Consider the following 17,187-nt stretch of genomic DNA (forward strand, 5'->3'; position numbering starts at 1 on the left):
CCTCAACCCTCATTTCTGTCCTAATAAAAATAGAAATAATATTTCTAATCCAAAAAACACACCCCAACCCCCATGCATATATATAATGGATCTTGGGATATCCCCTGTCACTAGTTTTCTATGAAAATCCCCCATCGTTTTTCGGTTAGATTCAATCCCTTTATAATAATTCACCCCACCTAACTGGATCCCCATCAAGCCTGCTGTCATTGCTTCCGGCCAACCGCTATTGGGGCTGGGATGTTTCTTCGCATCACGCATAGTAATGAGCCATCCCGCTTTTCTATTAGAGCCTTTGATAAAAACAGAAGATAACCATATGGATAGAGCTGTCAGCCTTGCCGGAATAAAGTTAGCTATATCATCCAGCCTTGCAGAGGCCCATCCAAAATCCAGAAACCTTTCATTCTTATAACCTACCATGGAATCCAAAGTATTGATGGCTCGGTATGCCATGGCAAGAGGGGCTCCACCTATCATTGCCCAGAACAAAGGGGCGGTAATGCCATCTACTGTATTCTCCGCTATGGTTTCTACAGTTCCTCTGACCACTTCACTCTCTGACAAGTTCTCTGTGTCTCTCCCCACAATCATGCTAAGGGATCTTCTGGCTTCTTCCAAGTTTCCTTCTAGAAGCGGAATCCATACACTTTTTCCTGCATCCGCTAATCCCTTGATGGCGATGGTTGTCCATATAAAGTAGATTTCCAATAATACGCCTACATAAAAATGAATCTTATAGGATAGCGTTATGATAAGGCATACAATTCCATAAACAGAGAGAACTACGATGAATGCCAGAAGCACCCCCTTCCTCCTTCGCTTATGACCGTTGTTCAAAGTCTTCTCCAAAAAAGAAATGAGTTTTCCCATCTGTACCACCGGGTGTGGCAGCCATCGCGGATCCCCCGAGATTACATCCAACACAACCGCTGCTCCAAAAATAAACATACTTATATAGAACACATTATCTAACATACATGCTGACCTATTCTTTTTCGGTATTTTTGAATGGCTTTTGATACCCCTTTATAGACAAGATGACCAATCCCCTTTCCAATAAGGGTCCCAGATCCAGCATAAGGAGTTTTATCCCCTTGTTGGGTAACGGCGAGAACTATGGCATCAGTGGAAGTCCCCGTAGCAATCGTGCGGGATTTTGGATCCTGTACCTTCATATCATGAAGGGCTTTCACCTTTGCCTCGGTCGCTGACATCAATCCATTAACAAGTCCACCATCCGTTAAATGTGCATCAATAAAAAGCATGATGTTAATGGTGCCAATGGTCACCGGTGTCTGACACATTTCTGTGTTTGTGATATCAACTGCATTCCCAACCCCGGCTGTAACCACTGCCATGAACTCTATGCCTTTGATTTCCTTCTTGATTATCACAACATCCGAAAGCACTACTGCCGTCATCATCCCGACTGACTGCTCAGTCGGAATTCCCTTTTGATGCAACCATTCCCCGATATCTTTTTCAGGATTGTCACAGTTATAATCCTTCTCCACATGAAAGTTGCAGAAATGTTTATGCCACTGGATTCCCTCACCTGTCACTCCATTAGAGATGGTTCTTAACGGTCTGATGGATTGGACATGGATTAACCTCTCATCTCTGTTCAATTCGAAATCTGCCAAGCCTTGAACTTCATTCCTTGCTTCCAGCTTTGGCGTCATTAATAGCTGGGGTTTAGGGACAACTGGATGTGGTCCTGCTTTGATCAACACATCGTATACTCTTTCAAGCTGCTCCTCTTTTCTGAGAGTGTCAGAGTCCCCCACCTCCAAAAAATTCCCATTATGTAAAAGTGCCAAACGATCTGCGTACAAAGACGCCACATTCAAATCATGCAGGATGGCAAAGACGGTCAGTCCTTTTGTGTGCTGCCACTCCTTGATAAGATCCAACATATGAAAAGTATGCTTTATATCAAGATGGTTGGTCGGTTCATCCAACAAAAGGATCTCCGGTTCCTGGACAAGGGACTTTGCAAGAAGGACGCGTTGCTTCTCTCCCCCACTTAATTTACGGAATTGCTTATGTTTGTGCACGGCCACTCCAGTAATATCCATCACTTGCTGCATGATTTCTTTATCATTTTTGGTGAGGCTCCTAAATAGACCTTTTTGATGTGGATACCGTCCAAGACTGATGATTTCTTCGACAGTATAATCAAATGAAACCTGAATTTCCTGTGTAAGTACCGCAATTTGCTTAGCTTTTTCCAACTTTGTAAAAGAAGAGAGTGGCCTGCCTGAAAGCAACAGTTCCCCCGATACCACAGGAAGCTGACCTGTTACAAGTTTGAAGAGGGTTGTCTTTCCACTCCCGTTTGGTCCGAGTAACGCAAAAAACTCCCCTTTTCTAATAGCCAGGTCAACCCCGTTTATAATTGGTTTGTCCGGTTGGTAACCACCGACGAGCCGTTTTAATTTAATCATTTCCTTTCCCCTTCCCTATCCTATCTCTGATTAGCAGACCAGCAAAGACTGGGGCTCCGATTAATGCGGTTATTACACCTATCGGCAGTTCCTTCGGTGCAATGATGGTTCTTGCAAATAAGTCTGCAACTACCAGGAATCCCCCACCAATCAGCATAGATAAAGGTAGTACGTGGCGATGATTAGGCCCAATCATTAGCCTTACCAAATGAGGAATCACAAGGCCCACAAATCCGATGGATCCAGATACAGCTACTGCAGAACCTGTCAGAAGCGAAGCACCAAACAAGATTAGTACCTTCCCTCTTTTCACATTCACTCCGATATGATCTGCGGCCTCTTCCCCAAGCGCCATTGCATTCAATTCACGATAATGCAGGGACAAAAGAATAGATCCCGCCACCATAAACGGGAAAATAAGCTGTACATGCCCCCAACTCCTCATTCCCACACTTCCGTATAACCAGTAAATAATTTGGGTCATAGATTCTTTATCACCAAGGGCAATGATTAAAGAAATAATAGAGCTGATAAACGCGCTTATTATGATTCCCGCCAGAATGATGGTTTCTATTGCCAGCCCCCTGTTACTCAATTTGACTAGTCCAAATACAAGGAGCAAACACAACAATCCGCTGAGAATTGCCACAACAGGGAGGGTGAAGCTTCCAAGACCAATAATGGAGATGTTGAAGAAAAGTACGGCTACCGCCCCCAATGCAGCTCCGGAAGAAACCCCAATGGTGTAGGGATCAGCAAGGGGGTTCCTTAACAACCCTTGAAATGCCGCGCCAGCAATCGCAAGGGATGCCCCGACAAACATGGCGAGCAACACACGCGGAAAGCGGATATGCCAAATGATCATTTCTTCATTCTTGGGAATGTCAGGCAGCCAACCCTTCCCGAGTGTATTTTCCGATAAGATATGCAAGATGGTTGGTATCGGAATCGAGACACTGCTGTTTAATAAACCAAGGAGGGCTGCAACAAGTACAAACCCTCCGCTCCCCAGATACAACCAAATGACCTTATTATTCAAAAATCTCTGGATAGATAAGTTTTGCAAGGTGCTCCACTCCTTCAATCAAACGGGGGCCAGGCCTTGTTACCGTATCACTGTCCACATCATGGACATTTCCATCCTTAATGGCAGGAACCTCCTCCCAACCAGAACGAGCCATGACCCCCTCTTTTGGGTTGTCCACATAATAGCCATAAGTAGTAATGATCACATCTGGATTTAACTGGACAATTTCCTCTTCCGTTAGCTTTACCCAGCCTTTCTGATTGCCGGCAGCATTTTCCGCTTGGATGGTCTCAAGCATCTCATGCATGAATGTCCCTTGACCTGTCGTGAAAATATCCGGAGCAGGAGAAACCTCTACCCAAACTTTTTTCTTTGCGGTCACTTGCTTAGCTTTTTCTTCCACTGTAAGTAGTCGTTCCTTCATATCGTCAACTAATTTATCTGCTTCCACTGTTGTACCAGTAGCTTTTCCAATCAATTCGATTGTTTCATATACATCCGCAAATGAAGATTCGCTGCCAATGACAATAACACTTATTCCAGCTTCCTTATACTGTTTGAGAATTGCCTCATGATTCTGATGATGATAATCTGTTACAAAGATTATATCGGGCATTAATGTCAAAATCATTTCCGCATTCATGTCTTGGCCGCCTACTTTTTCCACATCGGCAGTTTCCGCTGGATAGTTACAATAATCGGACACTCCGATCATTTTATCTCCAAGACCAAGAGCATAAGCGATTTCTGTATTACTTGGTTGCATAGAAATAATGCTTTCTGGTTCTTTTTCAATGGTGATTTCCTGACCGGAATCGTCTGTTATGGTTATAGGAAAGGCTGTATTTTCCGATTGCTCCTCACTGCTTGTGTTTCCAGAGATTGCCGCATCATTTACATTTCCGTTTGTTTCTTGTGAGGTTGACCCACATCCTGTTATTATTCCAATGAATATCATCAAAACAAGACCTATAATTCCCCAATTTTGTTTAGTTTGTTTCATCTTTTTTCTCCTCTACTTTTTGATGTAATGTTTAAATTTTTTCTGCAACTCCTGCTGATTTAAAGGTTGCCATCTCTTTCACGATGTTTGTTGCCGCCATTAGTATTGGAAAGGCAAGAGCCGCACCTGTCCCTTCTCCAAGTCGGAGACCGAGATTTAGGATTGGCGTTTTATCTAGCATTTTAATCGCATGCTTATGGCCTGCCTCCATGGATTGATGGCCTATGAAAAGGTACCCTCTTACTTCAGGGTATAGCCTTTGCGCAAGTAAAGCCGCCACCGTGCTGATGAAACCGTCCACTATAACCGGAATATTCAGCTCCGCTGCTTTCAAAATGGCGCCAACCATTCCTGCAATCTCAAGGCCACCGACCTTCGATAGTACATCGATTGGATCATTCCGGTCAGGGTTTCGTTCTTGAAGCGATTGACGGATAACTTGCTTTTTCCATTTCAATTGCTCAGAATTTATCCCAGTCCCAGTACCGATGACATCACTTACATCCAACCCACTTAAGGCAGACAGGATAGCACTACTGCTCGTCGTGTTGGCAATCCCCATTTCTCCTACGATTAGACATTTCGCCCCCCTTCCGATGACATTGGTTGCCATGTCGCTTCCCACTTCAATTGCATCCCAAGCCTCTTCTCTGGTCATGGCATCCCGCTCGAGGAAGTTACATGTCCCATTACGGACTTTTTTCATGTGAAGTCCTGCCCGGCTGACATCTGCCGCCACCCCTATGTCGACAATTTCAACTTTTGCGCCAATCTGTTTTCCCAATACATTTATCGCGGCTCCCCCGTCAAGGAAATTATGAACCATTTGTACAGTCACTTCCTGAGGGTATGCGGACACGCCTTCGCTAGCTACACCATGATCAGCAGCAAAAACAATGATCCCTGGTGGTGTTACCTCAGGAAACTCCTCCCCTGTAATCTGTGCAAGCTGAATTGCGATTTCCTCCACAACCCCTAAACTACCTTGAGGCTTGGTTAAAGAGTTTAAATACTCCTCCATCTTCTCGCCTTGCTTTAGGTTAACAGGCTTTAAGTTATACACGTTCTTCATTCGGTTTCCCTGCCTCCTTTTTGCTTAATTCATGAAATTCAAGCATCTTCTGCTTAATCATTTCCATATGAAGATGCGTGCTTACGACATCTGCCAATCTATTAAACGACTCTTCTCTTTTTCTATCAAAAGAGTTCCTGCTTACTATAGGAGAGAGGCCTTTCTTCCGTCTTAATGAGTTCAACAGTTCCTCTCTAAAACTGTCATTATGGAAGAGACCGTGAAAGTATGTACCTATGATATTTCCAATCTGCACTCCTTCTTTTCGGTCTGTTAACACGACAAACGGCATGACATCTTTTCTATCAGAGACGGTTGATACTCCCATATGGATTTCATAACCTTTAATAAAAAATTGTTTTCCGTTAAACGTAAGCATCCCCTCAGAAAGAACTGTCTTCTTCTCCTTTGCCATGTGCGTTTTCATCGGGATGAGATCAAGTCCGGTACCCACCTTTAACGAAGATTCCACCTCATACTCATCCACGACTACCTCACCGAGCATTTGATATCCACCACATATCCCAATTAGATTAGTTCCCAGTTCTACCAAAGTCTGTAGCCTGTTCGCAATGCCACTTTCATGCAAAAATTGCAAATCACCTAACGTATTTTTGCTGCCAGGGAGGATGACCAAGTCCGGTACCCCGAGATCTTCCGCCCTCTGCACATACCTCACATGACAATCCTCCTCAGAAAAGAGTGGATCTATATCAGTGAAGTTCGAGATATAAGGGAAGCGGATTACTGCAATATCCAAGTCTTTCGTACCGTCTTTTTCTTTGGAATAGCTATCAAGGACGACAGAGTCCTCCGCTTCAATATGTAAGCCGGAAACATAAGGTATCACACCTAATACAGGAAAGCCGGTATGTGCTTCAAACCATTCAAGCCCAGGTTCAAGCAGGGACACATCTCCCCTGAATTTATTGATGACTACGCCAATGACTCTTTTACGGTCCTCCTCTTCTAATAGCTGCAATGTTCCGACAAGGCTTGCAAATACTCCGCCCTTTTCTATATCACCTACAAGAATGACAGGTGCATTGGTCAACCTGGCAATACGCATATTCACGAGCTCACGATCGTTGAGGTTCACCTCGGCAGGACTTCCCGCCCCTTCTATCACGATGCAGTCAAACTCCTTTTTGAGCTGATTATAGCTTTCCGTTATTATCTTTAGACCTAACTCATAGAAATCTTGACGATAAGCACCCGCTTTCATATTGCGATAAGGACTTCCATGAACGACTATTTGCGATCGATAGTCGCCGGTAGGTTTGATCAGGATGGGATTCATGTCGGTCGTCGCCTCGACACCAGCTGCTTCCGCCTGAACACCCTGAGCCCTCCCAATTTCTTTTCCATCCCTGGTAATATAGGAATTCAGCGCCATGTTTTGCGATTTAAACGGTGCAGTTTTATAACCCTCTCTTGCAAAAATCCTGCACAATGCTGTTACGACAGCGCTTTTTCCCGCATCGGAATGCGTTCCTTGGATCATCAGTGGCGTCCCTTTAAACATGCAATTTTACCTCCAGACATTGTTGAATCCAGTTTTCCACGACCATTGGGTTGGAGGCAAAATGAATATGTGTGTATCCTGCAACAAGGTTCTTGCAGATATACCCGTCTTTCCCGTTTCCTCTCATTCCTTTTGTTTCAAATGCGTCCGGTAGCTCTGTTTGGTGATGAAAGGTAGAATAGTGGAACTCATGTCCTCTTGCCACCTCTCCCTCCTTCAAGAGAAAATTCCCGTTTAACCCTTTGATCTCCCTGTATCCAAGGGCAACGAGCCTGGTTTGCATGCGCACTTTACCAGGAATGATCCCAACCATGGGATATGCGTCTCCACCTGTGGTCACAAGTTCCTTGCATAAATACATATAGCCTCCACATTCTGCAAAGGTAGGAATTCCCCTTATCACTACTGCCTGATAGACGCTATCCTTGCTTTTTGTATTGGTAGAGAGTCTTGGTGCAAATTCCTCCGGGAAGCCTCCACCAAGATACAATCCGTCCACATCATTTGGGATCTCCTCATTTTCCAATGGAGAGAAAAAGATTAATTCCGCCCCTCTGTTTTGCAGAAGTTCCAAGTTCTCTTCATAATAAAAATGGAAAGCAGAATCATAGGCGACGGCTATACGAACCTTTTTATTGGGAGATGCAGTAAAAATGGAAGGCTTACTCTCGGTTGTAAGCTCGGAAGCCTCATCCGCCAGCTCATATAAACGATCAACATCCACCGTGTTTGCAACATGCTCACCCAATGCATGAAAAAAGCCTTCCAGTTCCCCTCGTTCAATGGATGGAACAAGTCCTAAATGTCGCTCTGGCATCTCGAATTCGGACTCCCTTGTCAGATAGCCGATAACTGGAATCTTACATTCCATTTCGACCGCTGCTTTAATCAGATGAAAATGACCATTGCTTCCGACTTTATTCGCGATCACTCCAACAATGTTCACCTTGCCTGACAGTTCCTGATACCCCTTGACCATTGCAGCCGCACTCCTTGCCATTCCGGAGCAATCCACCACAAGTACAACAGGACTGCCGGTGAGGATGCTTATTTCTGCACTACTTCCCTCATCTGAAAGCGGATCTTTCCCATCATAGAATCCCATCACCCCTTCTATGATGGAGATATCGGCTCCCTCACTTCCACGAACCAAGACTTCTCTCACGCAATCAGATGAAAGCATCCAACTATCCAAATTCCGCGACTTCCTACCTGTTACAGCAGTGTGGTATGAGGTGTCGATGTAATCCGGTCCACACTTGAACCCTTGGACACTAAGACCCTTATTCTTCATCGCCGCCATCAAACCAATGGTGATGGTTGTTTTCCCTACCCCACTGCCAGTACCTGCTATCAGAATTCTTCGTTTGCCCATTTTTCTCCCCACCTCCTTCTTAAAATTCCACCCCTTTAACTGCCGGAATTCCTTTGTCGTAATAATGCTTATCGGCATGGACTACAGAGACAAGATCGGCAGCCTCCTGTACTTCTTCTGGTGCATCTCTACCTGTAATGACAAGATGAACGTGCTCAGGCTTGTTCTTAATAAGTGCCAAAACTTCTTTTAATGGTAGAACATCATCTACAGGAAACCCTTGAATGCTTAGAGCATTATTTAACTCGTCCAAGACAACTATGTCATACTTACCACTCATGGCAGCGTCCTTTGCTTTAGGCCAACCTTTCCGAAGCGCTTCTCGATGCTCTTCTGGTGTCTTTGTCCAAGTGAAACCAATTCCCAGCTGCTCCATCTCCACTCCTAGTTTTCTCAGAGAAATCTGTTCACCATAGGTACGATCAGGTGATTTGATGAACTGATAGATTTTCACCTTCATCCCCCTGCCTACTGCTCGAACTGCCAAACCAATTGCCGAAGTTGTTTTGCCTTTGCCATCTCCGGTGTACACCAGTGTCAAGCCCCTTTGTTTCGTCTTTTTACTCATAAACATACCTCCTGTTTTTTCGCATGAAAAAAACGCCTTTCTGCTAGTTGCAAAAAGACGTTTAAAGGTCCACTCAATCCAGATAATTTTTAAAACTCTTCCAAAAAGATTCGCTTTAAAACATTAATAACTGGAAAAAATAAATGAATGTCACTTTAAGCATTCTTTCCTCGCAGAATCCTTAAAAACAAATAGGCAGGTCTCCTGACTTGCGTTTCAAGCACATCACCGACCCTTCCCATGCTGTTGCACAGTGGATAATCTCGGCAATATTCAACGCTTACAGTGGCGGGGTCCGTGCTGGATTTTCACCAGCTTCCCTTTTAACCTTTCTTCACAAAGGCACCTAAATGTTGTAATGTATCAAATAATTATGCAATTTTTAATTAATGGTTCTTAAACTAAACTAGCTTAAGCATAGATTAACAACGCTTTTTATTGTAGCCTATTTTCTTTCGAATGTCTTTAGTGAATATTGCTGATTTTGAAAAAATTTCATCAATCCGCACCATAATAAGTATTTTACGCTGCGATATATCTAGAAAAAACCATATCTGTACAAGAAAGGACAATTAATTGTAGAACTTCATATAACTTTTATCTTGGGATTTAATTTATAGCTATTGATTAGTTTCTAAAAGAAAAGCCCACTTCCCTTAATGCAGCCTTTAGTTTAGGTATGGAAGCTGGTCCCATACCGTGTAATTGCAAAATCTCTTTCTCCGTATATCTAGATAGTTGCTCTAAAGTCATAATGTCATTGTTCTCTAAAGCCCGTCTTGCTGGTGCTGCAAGTAGTGAGAGAAAGCCACTGTCGATTTTGCGTCCTTTCTCACAAATCGGACAGGTTGGACAATCACTACTTTTATAATATTGGTGCCCTTGGTCGCAAGTTCGCAAAGATTTCGTATTTGTCATTAGTGCACGACTCCTTCTTTCGAAATTTATCTTATCCATATTTTTTCAAATGCTAGTAAAAAAACATCCCTTAGGAAACAAAGAGAATTTTTGGCAAGGAGAGTAAAAATGTTTGGATAGCAAATATTAAAATTGATTTCACTTTTAAACAACAAGGAGGTTTCATAAAAATGAAGAAATCAATGCTTTTACTTGCGTCTGTTCTTTTCTCATTAAGTGTACTTACTGCATGTAATATGGGGAACAACGAGCCCGATAATGGACCAGAGGATGTAAACTATCGCCCTGTCCGCTATGACCGTGATCTTGATCGTGATCTGAACAGGGGTCTTGATATCGACACAGATCCAAGAGATGTGAAAGAACCTGGTGAGCGTGACACTCCGTATAACATGGATGAAGAAGAGCCGGACTTAGACGAAGAGCCGTCAGAAGAGCGACGCGGAAGATAATTTCAGTAAAAGCCCCTTCAAAAGGGGCTTTTTCTATGCAAACCACCGTCTTGAACATCTTTATTTACTCAATAAGAATTCATCTCAAATTACCATTATATCCACCATAATTTATTTTGGAATCAGGACCTAAAATGAAAATTGAGCGCCAATCTTGTTCTATGATAACGGCCTTTTTCGGGAGAACCAATTCATATAGTAACTTATTGGTAATCATTATGCTTAAAATGAAAAAATTCTTCTTGTGCACTTCCATCATAATTTTCATTATGATGCAAAATTGACGAATCATTGGTTGAATGACCGTCCTAACTAAAGTAACATCAAAATTTTGACTGTAGCAGCTTTTATTGGTCAATCACTACTTCCTATAGCGTGATGTTTAATAATTACACCCTATCCTCATTAATTTAGTCGTCTCCTATATACTTCTCCATGCGGATATCGGACCACATTTTATCTTGCCAATAGGTAAAATTTTCTATTATTCCAATTTCCTTATATCCCAGCTTCTTATACAGTTTATGTGCCTGTGCGTTAAATTCAAACACGCCAAGTTCAATACGTTTAAGGCCATGCTTCTGAATCTGTTTCTCAAGATATTGAATTGCCGTATATCCAATTCCTTTCCCCCGCCCTTCTGGCTCACCAATCGTAATACCAATCCAGGCTGATCCTTGCTCTTTTTTGTAAAGATGGTTCGGATCGACTATATAGTTCATTTCCCCAACCAACTGATCATCCATATAAATTAAGTAAATATGATGATGCTCCAAGCGTTCTGTTAAACTATCGATAGAAATGAATTTTTGCAGTTCCAATTCTGACTGGTCTTGATTAGGGCGTGTTTTCGGTATCAAAGTGGTGTCGTTTTCCCACCGGTTAAACTTATCTACAAGTTGTAAGGTAGGTTCAGTTAATTTAATAAAGTATATATTCATGAGCCCTCCATTTAAATCATCATTCTTTAGAAATATTTGATATTGAGCAATTCTATGTTAATCGAGGACAGTTCTTACCTTCTAAAAGGACGTACTTAAAAAAGGATTAGAAACCATCATAAATGCTGATTTCTAATCTTCATAAGTTTACGAATAAAAGAAATGTTTAATCAATGCAAGCAAGATAATTTCATTGACTACCTATGTAAAAGCTATCGGTCATTTTTATTTACTTATACTTCATTTGAGCCGATTAAGGGAAAAGGTGACAGTGATTGGTCCTGACTTTCAGACAGAACTAATCAAAGAATCTCCTGTCTCCTTTTTTTTTATATTTTTACATCCTCCTTCAGTTGTTGAATTATCTCAAAGTATTTATGTATCACCTAAGTGATATTGTTTTAAATTTTTTCTAGAGGATCTAAATGATCTTGAATGTAAACCATCAACTCACTCTCTTTATTTAAAAATGTAATTATCTTACAACCCCTCTATGTTGAACTCCTTGTTATTCTTTTCCGCTAACCTCTAACATATTTATACCTTCGGATGCTTCTGGTGCTTCAAAAAATTTAGTAACGTGTATAAACATCGCTTCTGTGTCAAAAGCTGCTCTTTCGGGTTGTTCGATACGTCTTTGAGCAATTTGACGTAAGCAATGTTCGTTATTTAGATTTAGAAAAATTAGTTGATGGTTTGCATTGACTTCTGAAGCTAAATCCAAAAACCACTTTCGCATTTTTTTAGTGTTAGCTGGAAAATCCATCACTACATCTGTACCTACGCTTAATATATTTTGGACATGCTTTTTCACCAACGGCTTGAGCTGAGCTGAGTATTTAAGATAATCTTCAAATGATGAGATCTGATTGGGATAAAGAGATGAAAGCCATTCATCCTCAGACAACAAAACCGCATGTTTATCTATCGCCAATTGTTTTGATTTAGTTGATTTTCCTGCTCCCATTTTCCCACAGAAAAAGTATAACGTCCCCAGTGATTTCATACTATTAACCTCCCAGGCTTAATTTCAGTGGTAGGTTTCTCACCTTGAATAATAAGAAATTCTTTATTAGTTCAAGTATTTTCATTCACTATTCCCACCTTTTAGCAAAATATAATAGCATACCCTTTTACAAGAACTGCGCCCGATTTTTTAACAGTAGCGGTAACAACCCTACTTAGCTGAACGTGCCTTCGATTTTATCTCGGTCATAATCAAGTATCCATTTATTGCGAACTTCATAGAGTAAGCGTATATTTTCCTTATCTGCTGCTATAACATCACAACCACGATCATCGTATAAATGATAAATAATCTTTTTTGATATATTCACAAAAAAGATATCGTACCCATTCCTAGGAAAGCCTTTTAAAATACAAGATTGATGCCCGAAGTCTTCGTAACTTATCGCCAATAAAAGTTGTGTATAGCGAACTTCACTTTTTTTGCACTGAAATATAAAACGATGTGTAACTTCATTGTGATATTCATCGCTTCCTTCATCATCCCACTCGATACTAGGCAAAACCTCATGCCTTAATTTGTTTAATGATTGTCTATTCTTTACATACTTCCGGTACACATTTATTGGCTTCCTTTGGAGAAAAGTATCTGCTTTGTGACAGTACACATTGGTTACTAATAAAATTTCGTCATTTTCGTCAAAAACTCTTTTAAATATATCCGTACTACGCTCATAAACTTGTTTAAGATTAGCCTTTTCTTGAAAAGATAAATCAGGGTTGGAAATTTCAAAACGTAGTCCATTCCCCCATGAATAAAATAACCCCGGCGCTAGAACGAGATCATTAAAATTTCTATTCATAAATTGATTTAATTTATTTGAAAGATCATTCATCCTAATTCCCCATTCGGTTTTAAAGCACCTATCCCTCTTCAAGAATGACGCCCTATTGCTGAAGACTATATTTCGAAATAACTATACATTTCTTTAACTATAGATCCTATATAGCTTAGCAATCAGGAACTTGAAACCTTTCTTTTTTTAAACGATAGTACTATTGCCATGCCAAATAAAATTACAGAAATCAATATGGTTGTTCCAGAACCAATAGGTGATAAAATCCCTAAAATCATTAATATAATTCCAATTATAATTAAGCTGGCAACCATTATATTTCCTCCTTCTTCATAATTAATTTTTCAATAGCTCCTAAATAATTGAGTTAAAAAGTTATTAACTTTGACATATAATACTCATCATAAAAGGTTCCATCTATCATAAGAGAATTTCTTTTTGTGCCTTCTATTTCAAATCCGCTCTTTTTATATAGAGCTACACCTGCTTCATTTTTAGTAACCGCTGTGAGCTCCAATCGTGTTATGTGGTGACTTTTCGCCCACTCATCAATATATTTAAATAAAACAGTTCCAACCCCTTGTCCTCTGTTTTGTTCTAAAATTCCAACAACAATGTAAGCAGAGTGTTTAGTTCTCTTTACACTTCCGCCAACAGCAATCAAATAACCTATTAAATTTCCTTCTTGTTCTGCTACAAAGATTGTCGAATTGTTTTGTTGTCCAAGACGTTCTAAATGTTTTCGTTGCTGTTCATGAGTAGTTTTTCTTTCTCCAGCTTCCATTAGCATAAAATTTGATTTTCCTTCTACTTCCTTAATGAGATTTATCAAATTCTCTGCATCCTCAATTTCTATCTCTCTGATTAACATAACCCTTCCCCTTCTTTCTTGTGCTATCCTGCCCTATTACTTAATACCAATTATTTCAAACATAGACCATTTACTCAAGGTAAATTTTCCATAAAAAAGAAGCTTACCCTGCTAAGGTAAAGGGTTTCGTTTTCAGGTGCTCAAACCCAAAAATAAGCCAAAATAACACTGATATTGACACCAAAACTGGCGATTATAAAAGGTAATAAGACTCATCGATTGACGAGTCTTTTTGGACACTAAAACATAGACTAATCCAATTGTAGAGTTACAATAGTTGTAATTTTTTAGGTATTAAAATAACAAAGGAAAAATATTACTTTTTAAAGTATAATAGAAATAATTATTTAATTATCAAGTTAGGATTTCTTGATAAGAGATACATGGTGGTGTTATATGAATACTCTTTTAGTCATTATGTTTGTTCAATTGTTGACTTTTCCACTATTCCTTATAAACTTCTATACTTTGTTCCCATTTCAGACAATAATGTTAATATGGACTTTACTAATTCTTATAGGATTATTCTTTGGGTTTAAAGGAGTAATTAAGCACAAGGAAGATTTCAAAATGTTTATGCTATCTACCTCAACTGTAATAACTAGCTTTTGCTTATTGCTTTTTATGTATTTAGTTTCTTTGTCCTCCATGTAAAATAAAGGATACAGCTATTCCGTTTGGTGAAATATGAAATTTAAAAAGTAATAATTTTACTATTGCTTTTATAGTTTTTGACACCTTAAATGAAACCATTGGTTATAATATTGAATAACCCTGCCGAATTCTTAAGTAAGGAGCGGCTCATTATGCTGCAATCGCGCCAGTTTGCTGAAGATTGAACTTCTCATATAATTTAGGAATTATAACAAGCTGAGAATTAACAAACTAGTTCTATTATAAAGTTCAACCCTTCTTTTAATTCTTCCAAAGATGCATATGCATAAGAAAGACGAATGTGATGTAAATCTGCTGTATCATATATATAACCCGGGTTTATAAGTACATTTTTCTTAAGCAGATTTAGAAACAATGCTTTATTTACAATAGGTTCATTGAATCGAAGCCAGATATAGAAACCTCCTTCAGACTTCTCCCACGTTGCGACGCTCTTAAATTGTTCTTCTAAAATTTTTTCTACAAATGAAGCTCTTATTTTCAATTGTTCGCGTAGCTGCAGTATGTGTGATTCATATATTCCAGATGACAACCAGTGAGCAACAATTTCTTGAGAGATAGCACTTGAACCGTAATCTGTTTGCATTTTTATATCTGCTAACCGTTGAATTACAGGCTCAGGAGCCACTACCCATCCTATACGTAATCCAGGACTTAGCGTCTTTGAAACACTTCCTATATATAAAACTTGTCCCGATCCATCGATTGATTTTAGTGCAGGAGAAGATGATGGTTCAAATAACAGTTCATGATAAACATCATCTTCAATAATCGGTATTTGTAATTGCTCACAAGTATCATACAAGATTTGTCTTTCCTCGCTTGTCCAATTGCGACCTGTTGGATTTTGAAGCGTTGGCACGCAGTAGAAAAGGGATTGTTTTCTTCTTTTGGCAATTCTTAATGTTTCTGTTAAGTTGCCATCACGCTGAATAGACATCATACGCATTCCAGCAGATTGAAATGGGTGGATGGAATTTAAATACGAAGGGTCTTCTTGAAAAATAATAGCCCCTTCTTCTAGTAATCCTATTGCAATCAATTGAAGCGCTTGAATTGCACCTGAAACAATTAAGATATTTTCTGGTGCAGTAGCAATTCCCCTTTTCTTTAAATACTCACACAAAACACATCGCAGTTTTTTACTTCCTTGTGGTTCAGAGTATCCTATTGCTCTAGAATCCAATGAGAGTGATTTTAAGGAGCGCTCAATTTGTTTGGTTGGAAGTAGTTCAGGGGATAACTCACCTGTTCCAAGACGTATGATGTGATCATATTGCTCATATTCATTTATCAGTTGTATGGTATGATAGTTTGGTTTGTGAATACTAGCATCAATATGTTGCTGCCAATTAGGCTGTGATTTATTTAAAAGGACATTCCACGAATTATTTGCTATAAAAGTACCTGAACCTACTCTCGATACAAGTAAACCATCTGCTTTTAATTCTTCCAAAGCAAGATTAATTGTGCTTCGATTCACTTCAAATTGTGCTGCTAGTTTACGCTGTGTCGGAAGCTTAGTACCAACTGCCCAATCGCCTCTCTCAATACGAGTTCTCATCCACTCTATGATTTGCTCATGAATGGTAAGATGGGATTTCCTATCTGGCTTCCAATGCATAAAAGGTCACCCTCTCAATAAAATTGGCCGGATAAAAATCCATCCAATTGGTTGTTTTCTTTTAGTTGTAACATAGTTACAGTATTAGGGAAAGGGAGATGACAAATGGAAGCAATTATACATGGAATTATTCTAGCAATCGGGCTCATTTTACCTCTAGGGGTACAAAATGTATTTGTATTTTCACAAGGCGCTACACAACCACGACTGCTTAGCGCGCTACCCTCAACAATTACAGCTGCGTTATGTGATACATTATTGATACTTTTAGCTATCTTTGGTTTATCCATCATCGTCTTGCAATTCGAATGGTTACGACTTAGCTTGATGGTTATAGGCATACTATTTTTACTTTATATGGGTAACTCGATTTGGCGATCTACACCTACTACTTCTATAACCAGTAAAGCGTTACCGACGAGTAAACAAATTCTCTTTGCCTTGTCTGTTTCCTTACTAAATCCACATGCAATTTTAGATATTGTGGGAGTTATTGGGACAAGTGCATTAAAGTATATTGGCTCAGAGCGAATTTACTTTACCGTTGCTTGTATTGTAGTTTCTTGGATTTGGTTTTTTGGTTTAACGTTAGCAGGTACAGTCATTAAGAAATTAGACAGCAAAGGAAAATTAATGATTATGTTTAATAAAAGCTCTGCACTATTTATTTGGGGAACTGCCATTTATCTTTTCGTCGGTTTAATGTAATAAATTAATGAAATAAGTACTGCTAAGTAGAGGCTGGGACAAAACTAAAAAAGCCTAATAAAAGACGAACAATTTAGGTGTCATAGGTATTGGCTCTAAATACCGCTGTTGATCTCCACAAATGGCTTCGCTTTCCTAGGGGCGGTGCTTGAGCC

Annotated in this window: 17 protein-coding genes and 1 riboswitch; of the genes, 2 read left to right on the top strand and 15 right to left on the bottom strand. The window is 39.9% G+C overall.

Annotation, left to right across the window (positions count from 1 at the left end):
* Positions 1-9 precede the first annotated feature (9 nt).
* The 9 genes from cbiB to HC179_RS19590 form a co-directional block, all read right to left on the bottom strand.
* Complete coding sequence (cbiB, locus tag HC179_RS19550; RefSeq protein ID WP_168865864.1) at positions 10-978, bottom strand: adenosylcobinamide-phosphate synthase CbiB; 969 nt, start codon at positions 976-978, stop codon at positions 10-12.
* Positions 972-2,450: an adenosylcobinamide amidohydrolase gene (locus tag HC179_RS19555; RefSeq protein ID WP_168865865.1), complete on the bottom strand. Its 1,479-nt coding sequence runs from the start codon at positions 2,448-2,450 to the stop codon at positions 972-974. The genes cbiB and HC179_RS19555 overlap by 7 nt, the downstream gene beginning before the upstream one ends.
* A complete protein-coding gene (locus HC179_RS19560; protein ID WP_168865866.1) occupies positions 2,443-3,516 on the bottom strand; it encodes a FecCD family ABC transporter permease in 1,074 nt (357 codons plus the stop codon). Before HC179_RS19560 ends, HC179_RS19555 begins: the two co-directional genes overlap by 8 nt.
* On the bottom strand, positions 3,482-4,480 hold the full coding sequence (locus HC179_RS19565; RefSeq protein ID WP_168865867.1) for an ABC transporter substrate-binding protein: 999 nt from the start codon (positions 4,478-4,480) through the stop codon (positions 3,482-3,484). Before HC179_RS19565 ends, HC179_RS19560 begins: the two co-directional genes overlap by 35 nt.
* A gap of 31 nt (positions 4,481-4,511) precedes the next feature.
* Complete coding sequence (cobT, locus tag HC179_RS19570) at positions 4,512-5,552, bottom strand: nicotinate-nucleotide--dimethylbenzimidazole phosphoribosyltransferase (RefSeq protein ID WP_168865868.1); 1,041 nt, start codon at positions 5,550-5,552, stop codon at positions 4,512-4,514.
* Complete coding sequence (locus HC179_RS19575) at positions 5,536-7,077, bottom strand: cobyric acid synthase (RefSeq protein WP_168865869.1); 1,542 nt, start codon at positions 7,075-7,077, stop codon at positions 5,536-5,538. Before HC179_RS19575 ends, cobT begins: the two co-directional genes overlap by 17 nt.
* A complete protein-coding gene (locus HC179_RS19580; protein ID WP_168865870.1) occupies positions 7,070-8,452 on the bottom strand; it encodes a cobyrinic acid a,c-diamide synthase CobB in 1,383 nt (460 codons plus the stop codon). The genes HC179_RS19575 and HC179_RS19580 overlap by 8 nt, the downstream gene beginning before the upstream one ends.
* Positions 8,453-8,471: 19 nt before the next feature.
* Complete coding sequence (locus HC179_RS19585; protein WP_168865871.1) at positions 8,472-9,020, bottom strand: cob(I)yrinic acid a,c-diamide adenosyltransferase; 549 nt, start codon at positions 9,018-9,020, stop codon at positions 8,472-8,474.
* Between the two features lie 177 nt (positions 9,021-9,197).
* A riboswitch (cobalamin riboswitch) is annotated at positions 9,198-9,385 on the bottom strand.
* A 262-nt stretch (positions 9,386-9,647) separates the two neighbouring features.
* A complete protein-coding gene (locus tag HC179_RS19590) occupies positions 9,648-9,938 on the bottom strand; it encodes an RNA polymerase alpha subunit C-terminal domain-containing protein (RefSeq protein WP_168865872.1) in 291 nt (96 codons plus the stop codon).
* Positions 9,939-10,108: 170 nt separating this feature from the next.
* On the opposite strand from HC179_RS19590, the gene HC179_RS19595 reads away from it, so the two are divergent.
* On the top strand, positions 10,109-10,390 hold the full coding sequence (locus HC179_RS19595) for a hypothetical protein (protein WP_168865873.1): 282 nt from the start codon (positions 10,109-10,111) through the stop codon (positions 10,388-10,390).
* A 410-nt stretch (positions 10,391-10,800) separates the two neighbouring features.
* Here HC179_RS19595 and HC179_RS19600 read toward each other — a convergent pair whose 3' ends face one another.
* From HC179_RS19600 to HC179_RS19625, 6 genes are all read right to left on the bottom strand, one after another.
* Complete coding sequence (locus tag HC179_RS19600) at positions 10,801-11,331, bottom strand: GNAT family N-acetyltransferase (RefSeq protein WP_168865874.1); 531 nt, start codon at positions 11,329-11,331, stop codon at positions 10,801-10,803.
* Between the two features lie 508 nt (positions 11,332-11,839).
* Positions 11,840-12,337: a P-loop nucleotide/nucleoside kinase family protein gene (locus HC179_RS19605; RefSeq protein ID WP_168865875.1), complete on the bottom strand. Its 498-nt coding sequence runs from the start codon at positions 12,335-12,337 to the stop codon at positions 11,840-11,842.
* A gap of 175 nt (positions 12,338-12,512) precedes the next feature.
* Positions 12,513-13,193 carry a DUF3885 domain-containing protein gene (locus tag HC179_RS19610; protein WP_168865876.1) on the bottom strand — a complete coding sequence of 227 codons (681 nt, stop codon included), beginning with the start codon at positions 13,191-13,193 and terminating at the stop codon, positions 12,513-12,515.
* 122 nt (positions 13,194-13,315) lie between these two features.
* Entirely contained in the window at positions 13,316-13,468 is a 153-nt protein-coding gene (locus HC179_RS19615) for a hypothetical protein (RefSeq protein WP_168865877.1), read from the bottom strand.
* A 53-nt stretch (positions 13,469-13,521) separates the two neighbouring features.
* Positions 13,522-14,025 (bottom strand): GNAT family N-acetyltransferase, encoded by a 504-nt coding sequence (locus HC179_RS19620; protein WP_168865878.1) that lies wholly within the window; start codon positions 14,023-14,025, stop codon positions 13,522-13,524.
* 877 nt (positions 14,026-14,902) lie between these two features.
* Positions 14,903-16,324, bottom strand: coding sequence for an aminotransferase-like domain-containing protein (locus HC179_RS19625; RefSeq protein ID WP_168865879.1), 1,422 nt, complete (start codon positions 16,322-16,324; stop codon positions 14,903-14,905).
* Positions 16,325-16,429: 105 nt separating this feature from the next.
* Between HC179_RS19625 and HC179_RS19630 the strand changes: the two genes are divergently transcribed.
* Positions 16,430-17,032: a LysE/ArgO family amino acid transporter gene (locus HC179_RS19630; RefSeq protein WP_168865880.1), complete on the top strand. Its 603-nt coding sequence runs from the start codon at positions 16,430-16,432 to the stop codon at positions 17,030-17,032.
* Positions 17,033-17,187 lie beyond the last annotated feature (155 nt).

This window comes from Bacillus sp. RO1, from assembly GCF_012524115.1.
Lineage (GTDB): Bacteria > Bacillota > Bacilli > Bacillales > Bacillaceae_I > Sutcliffiella_A.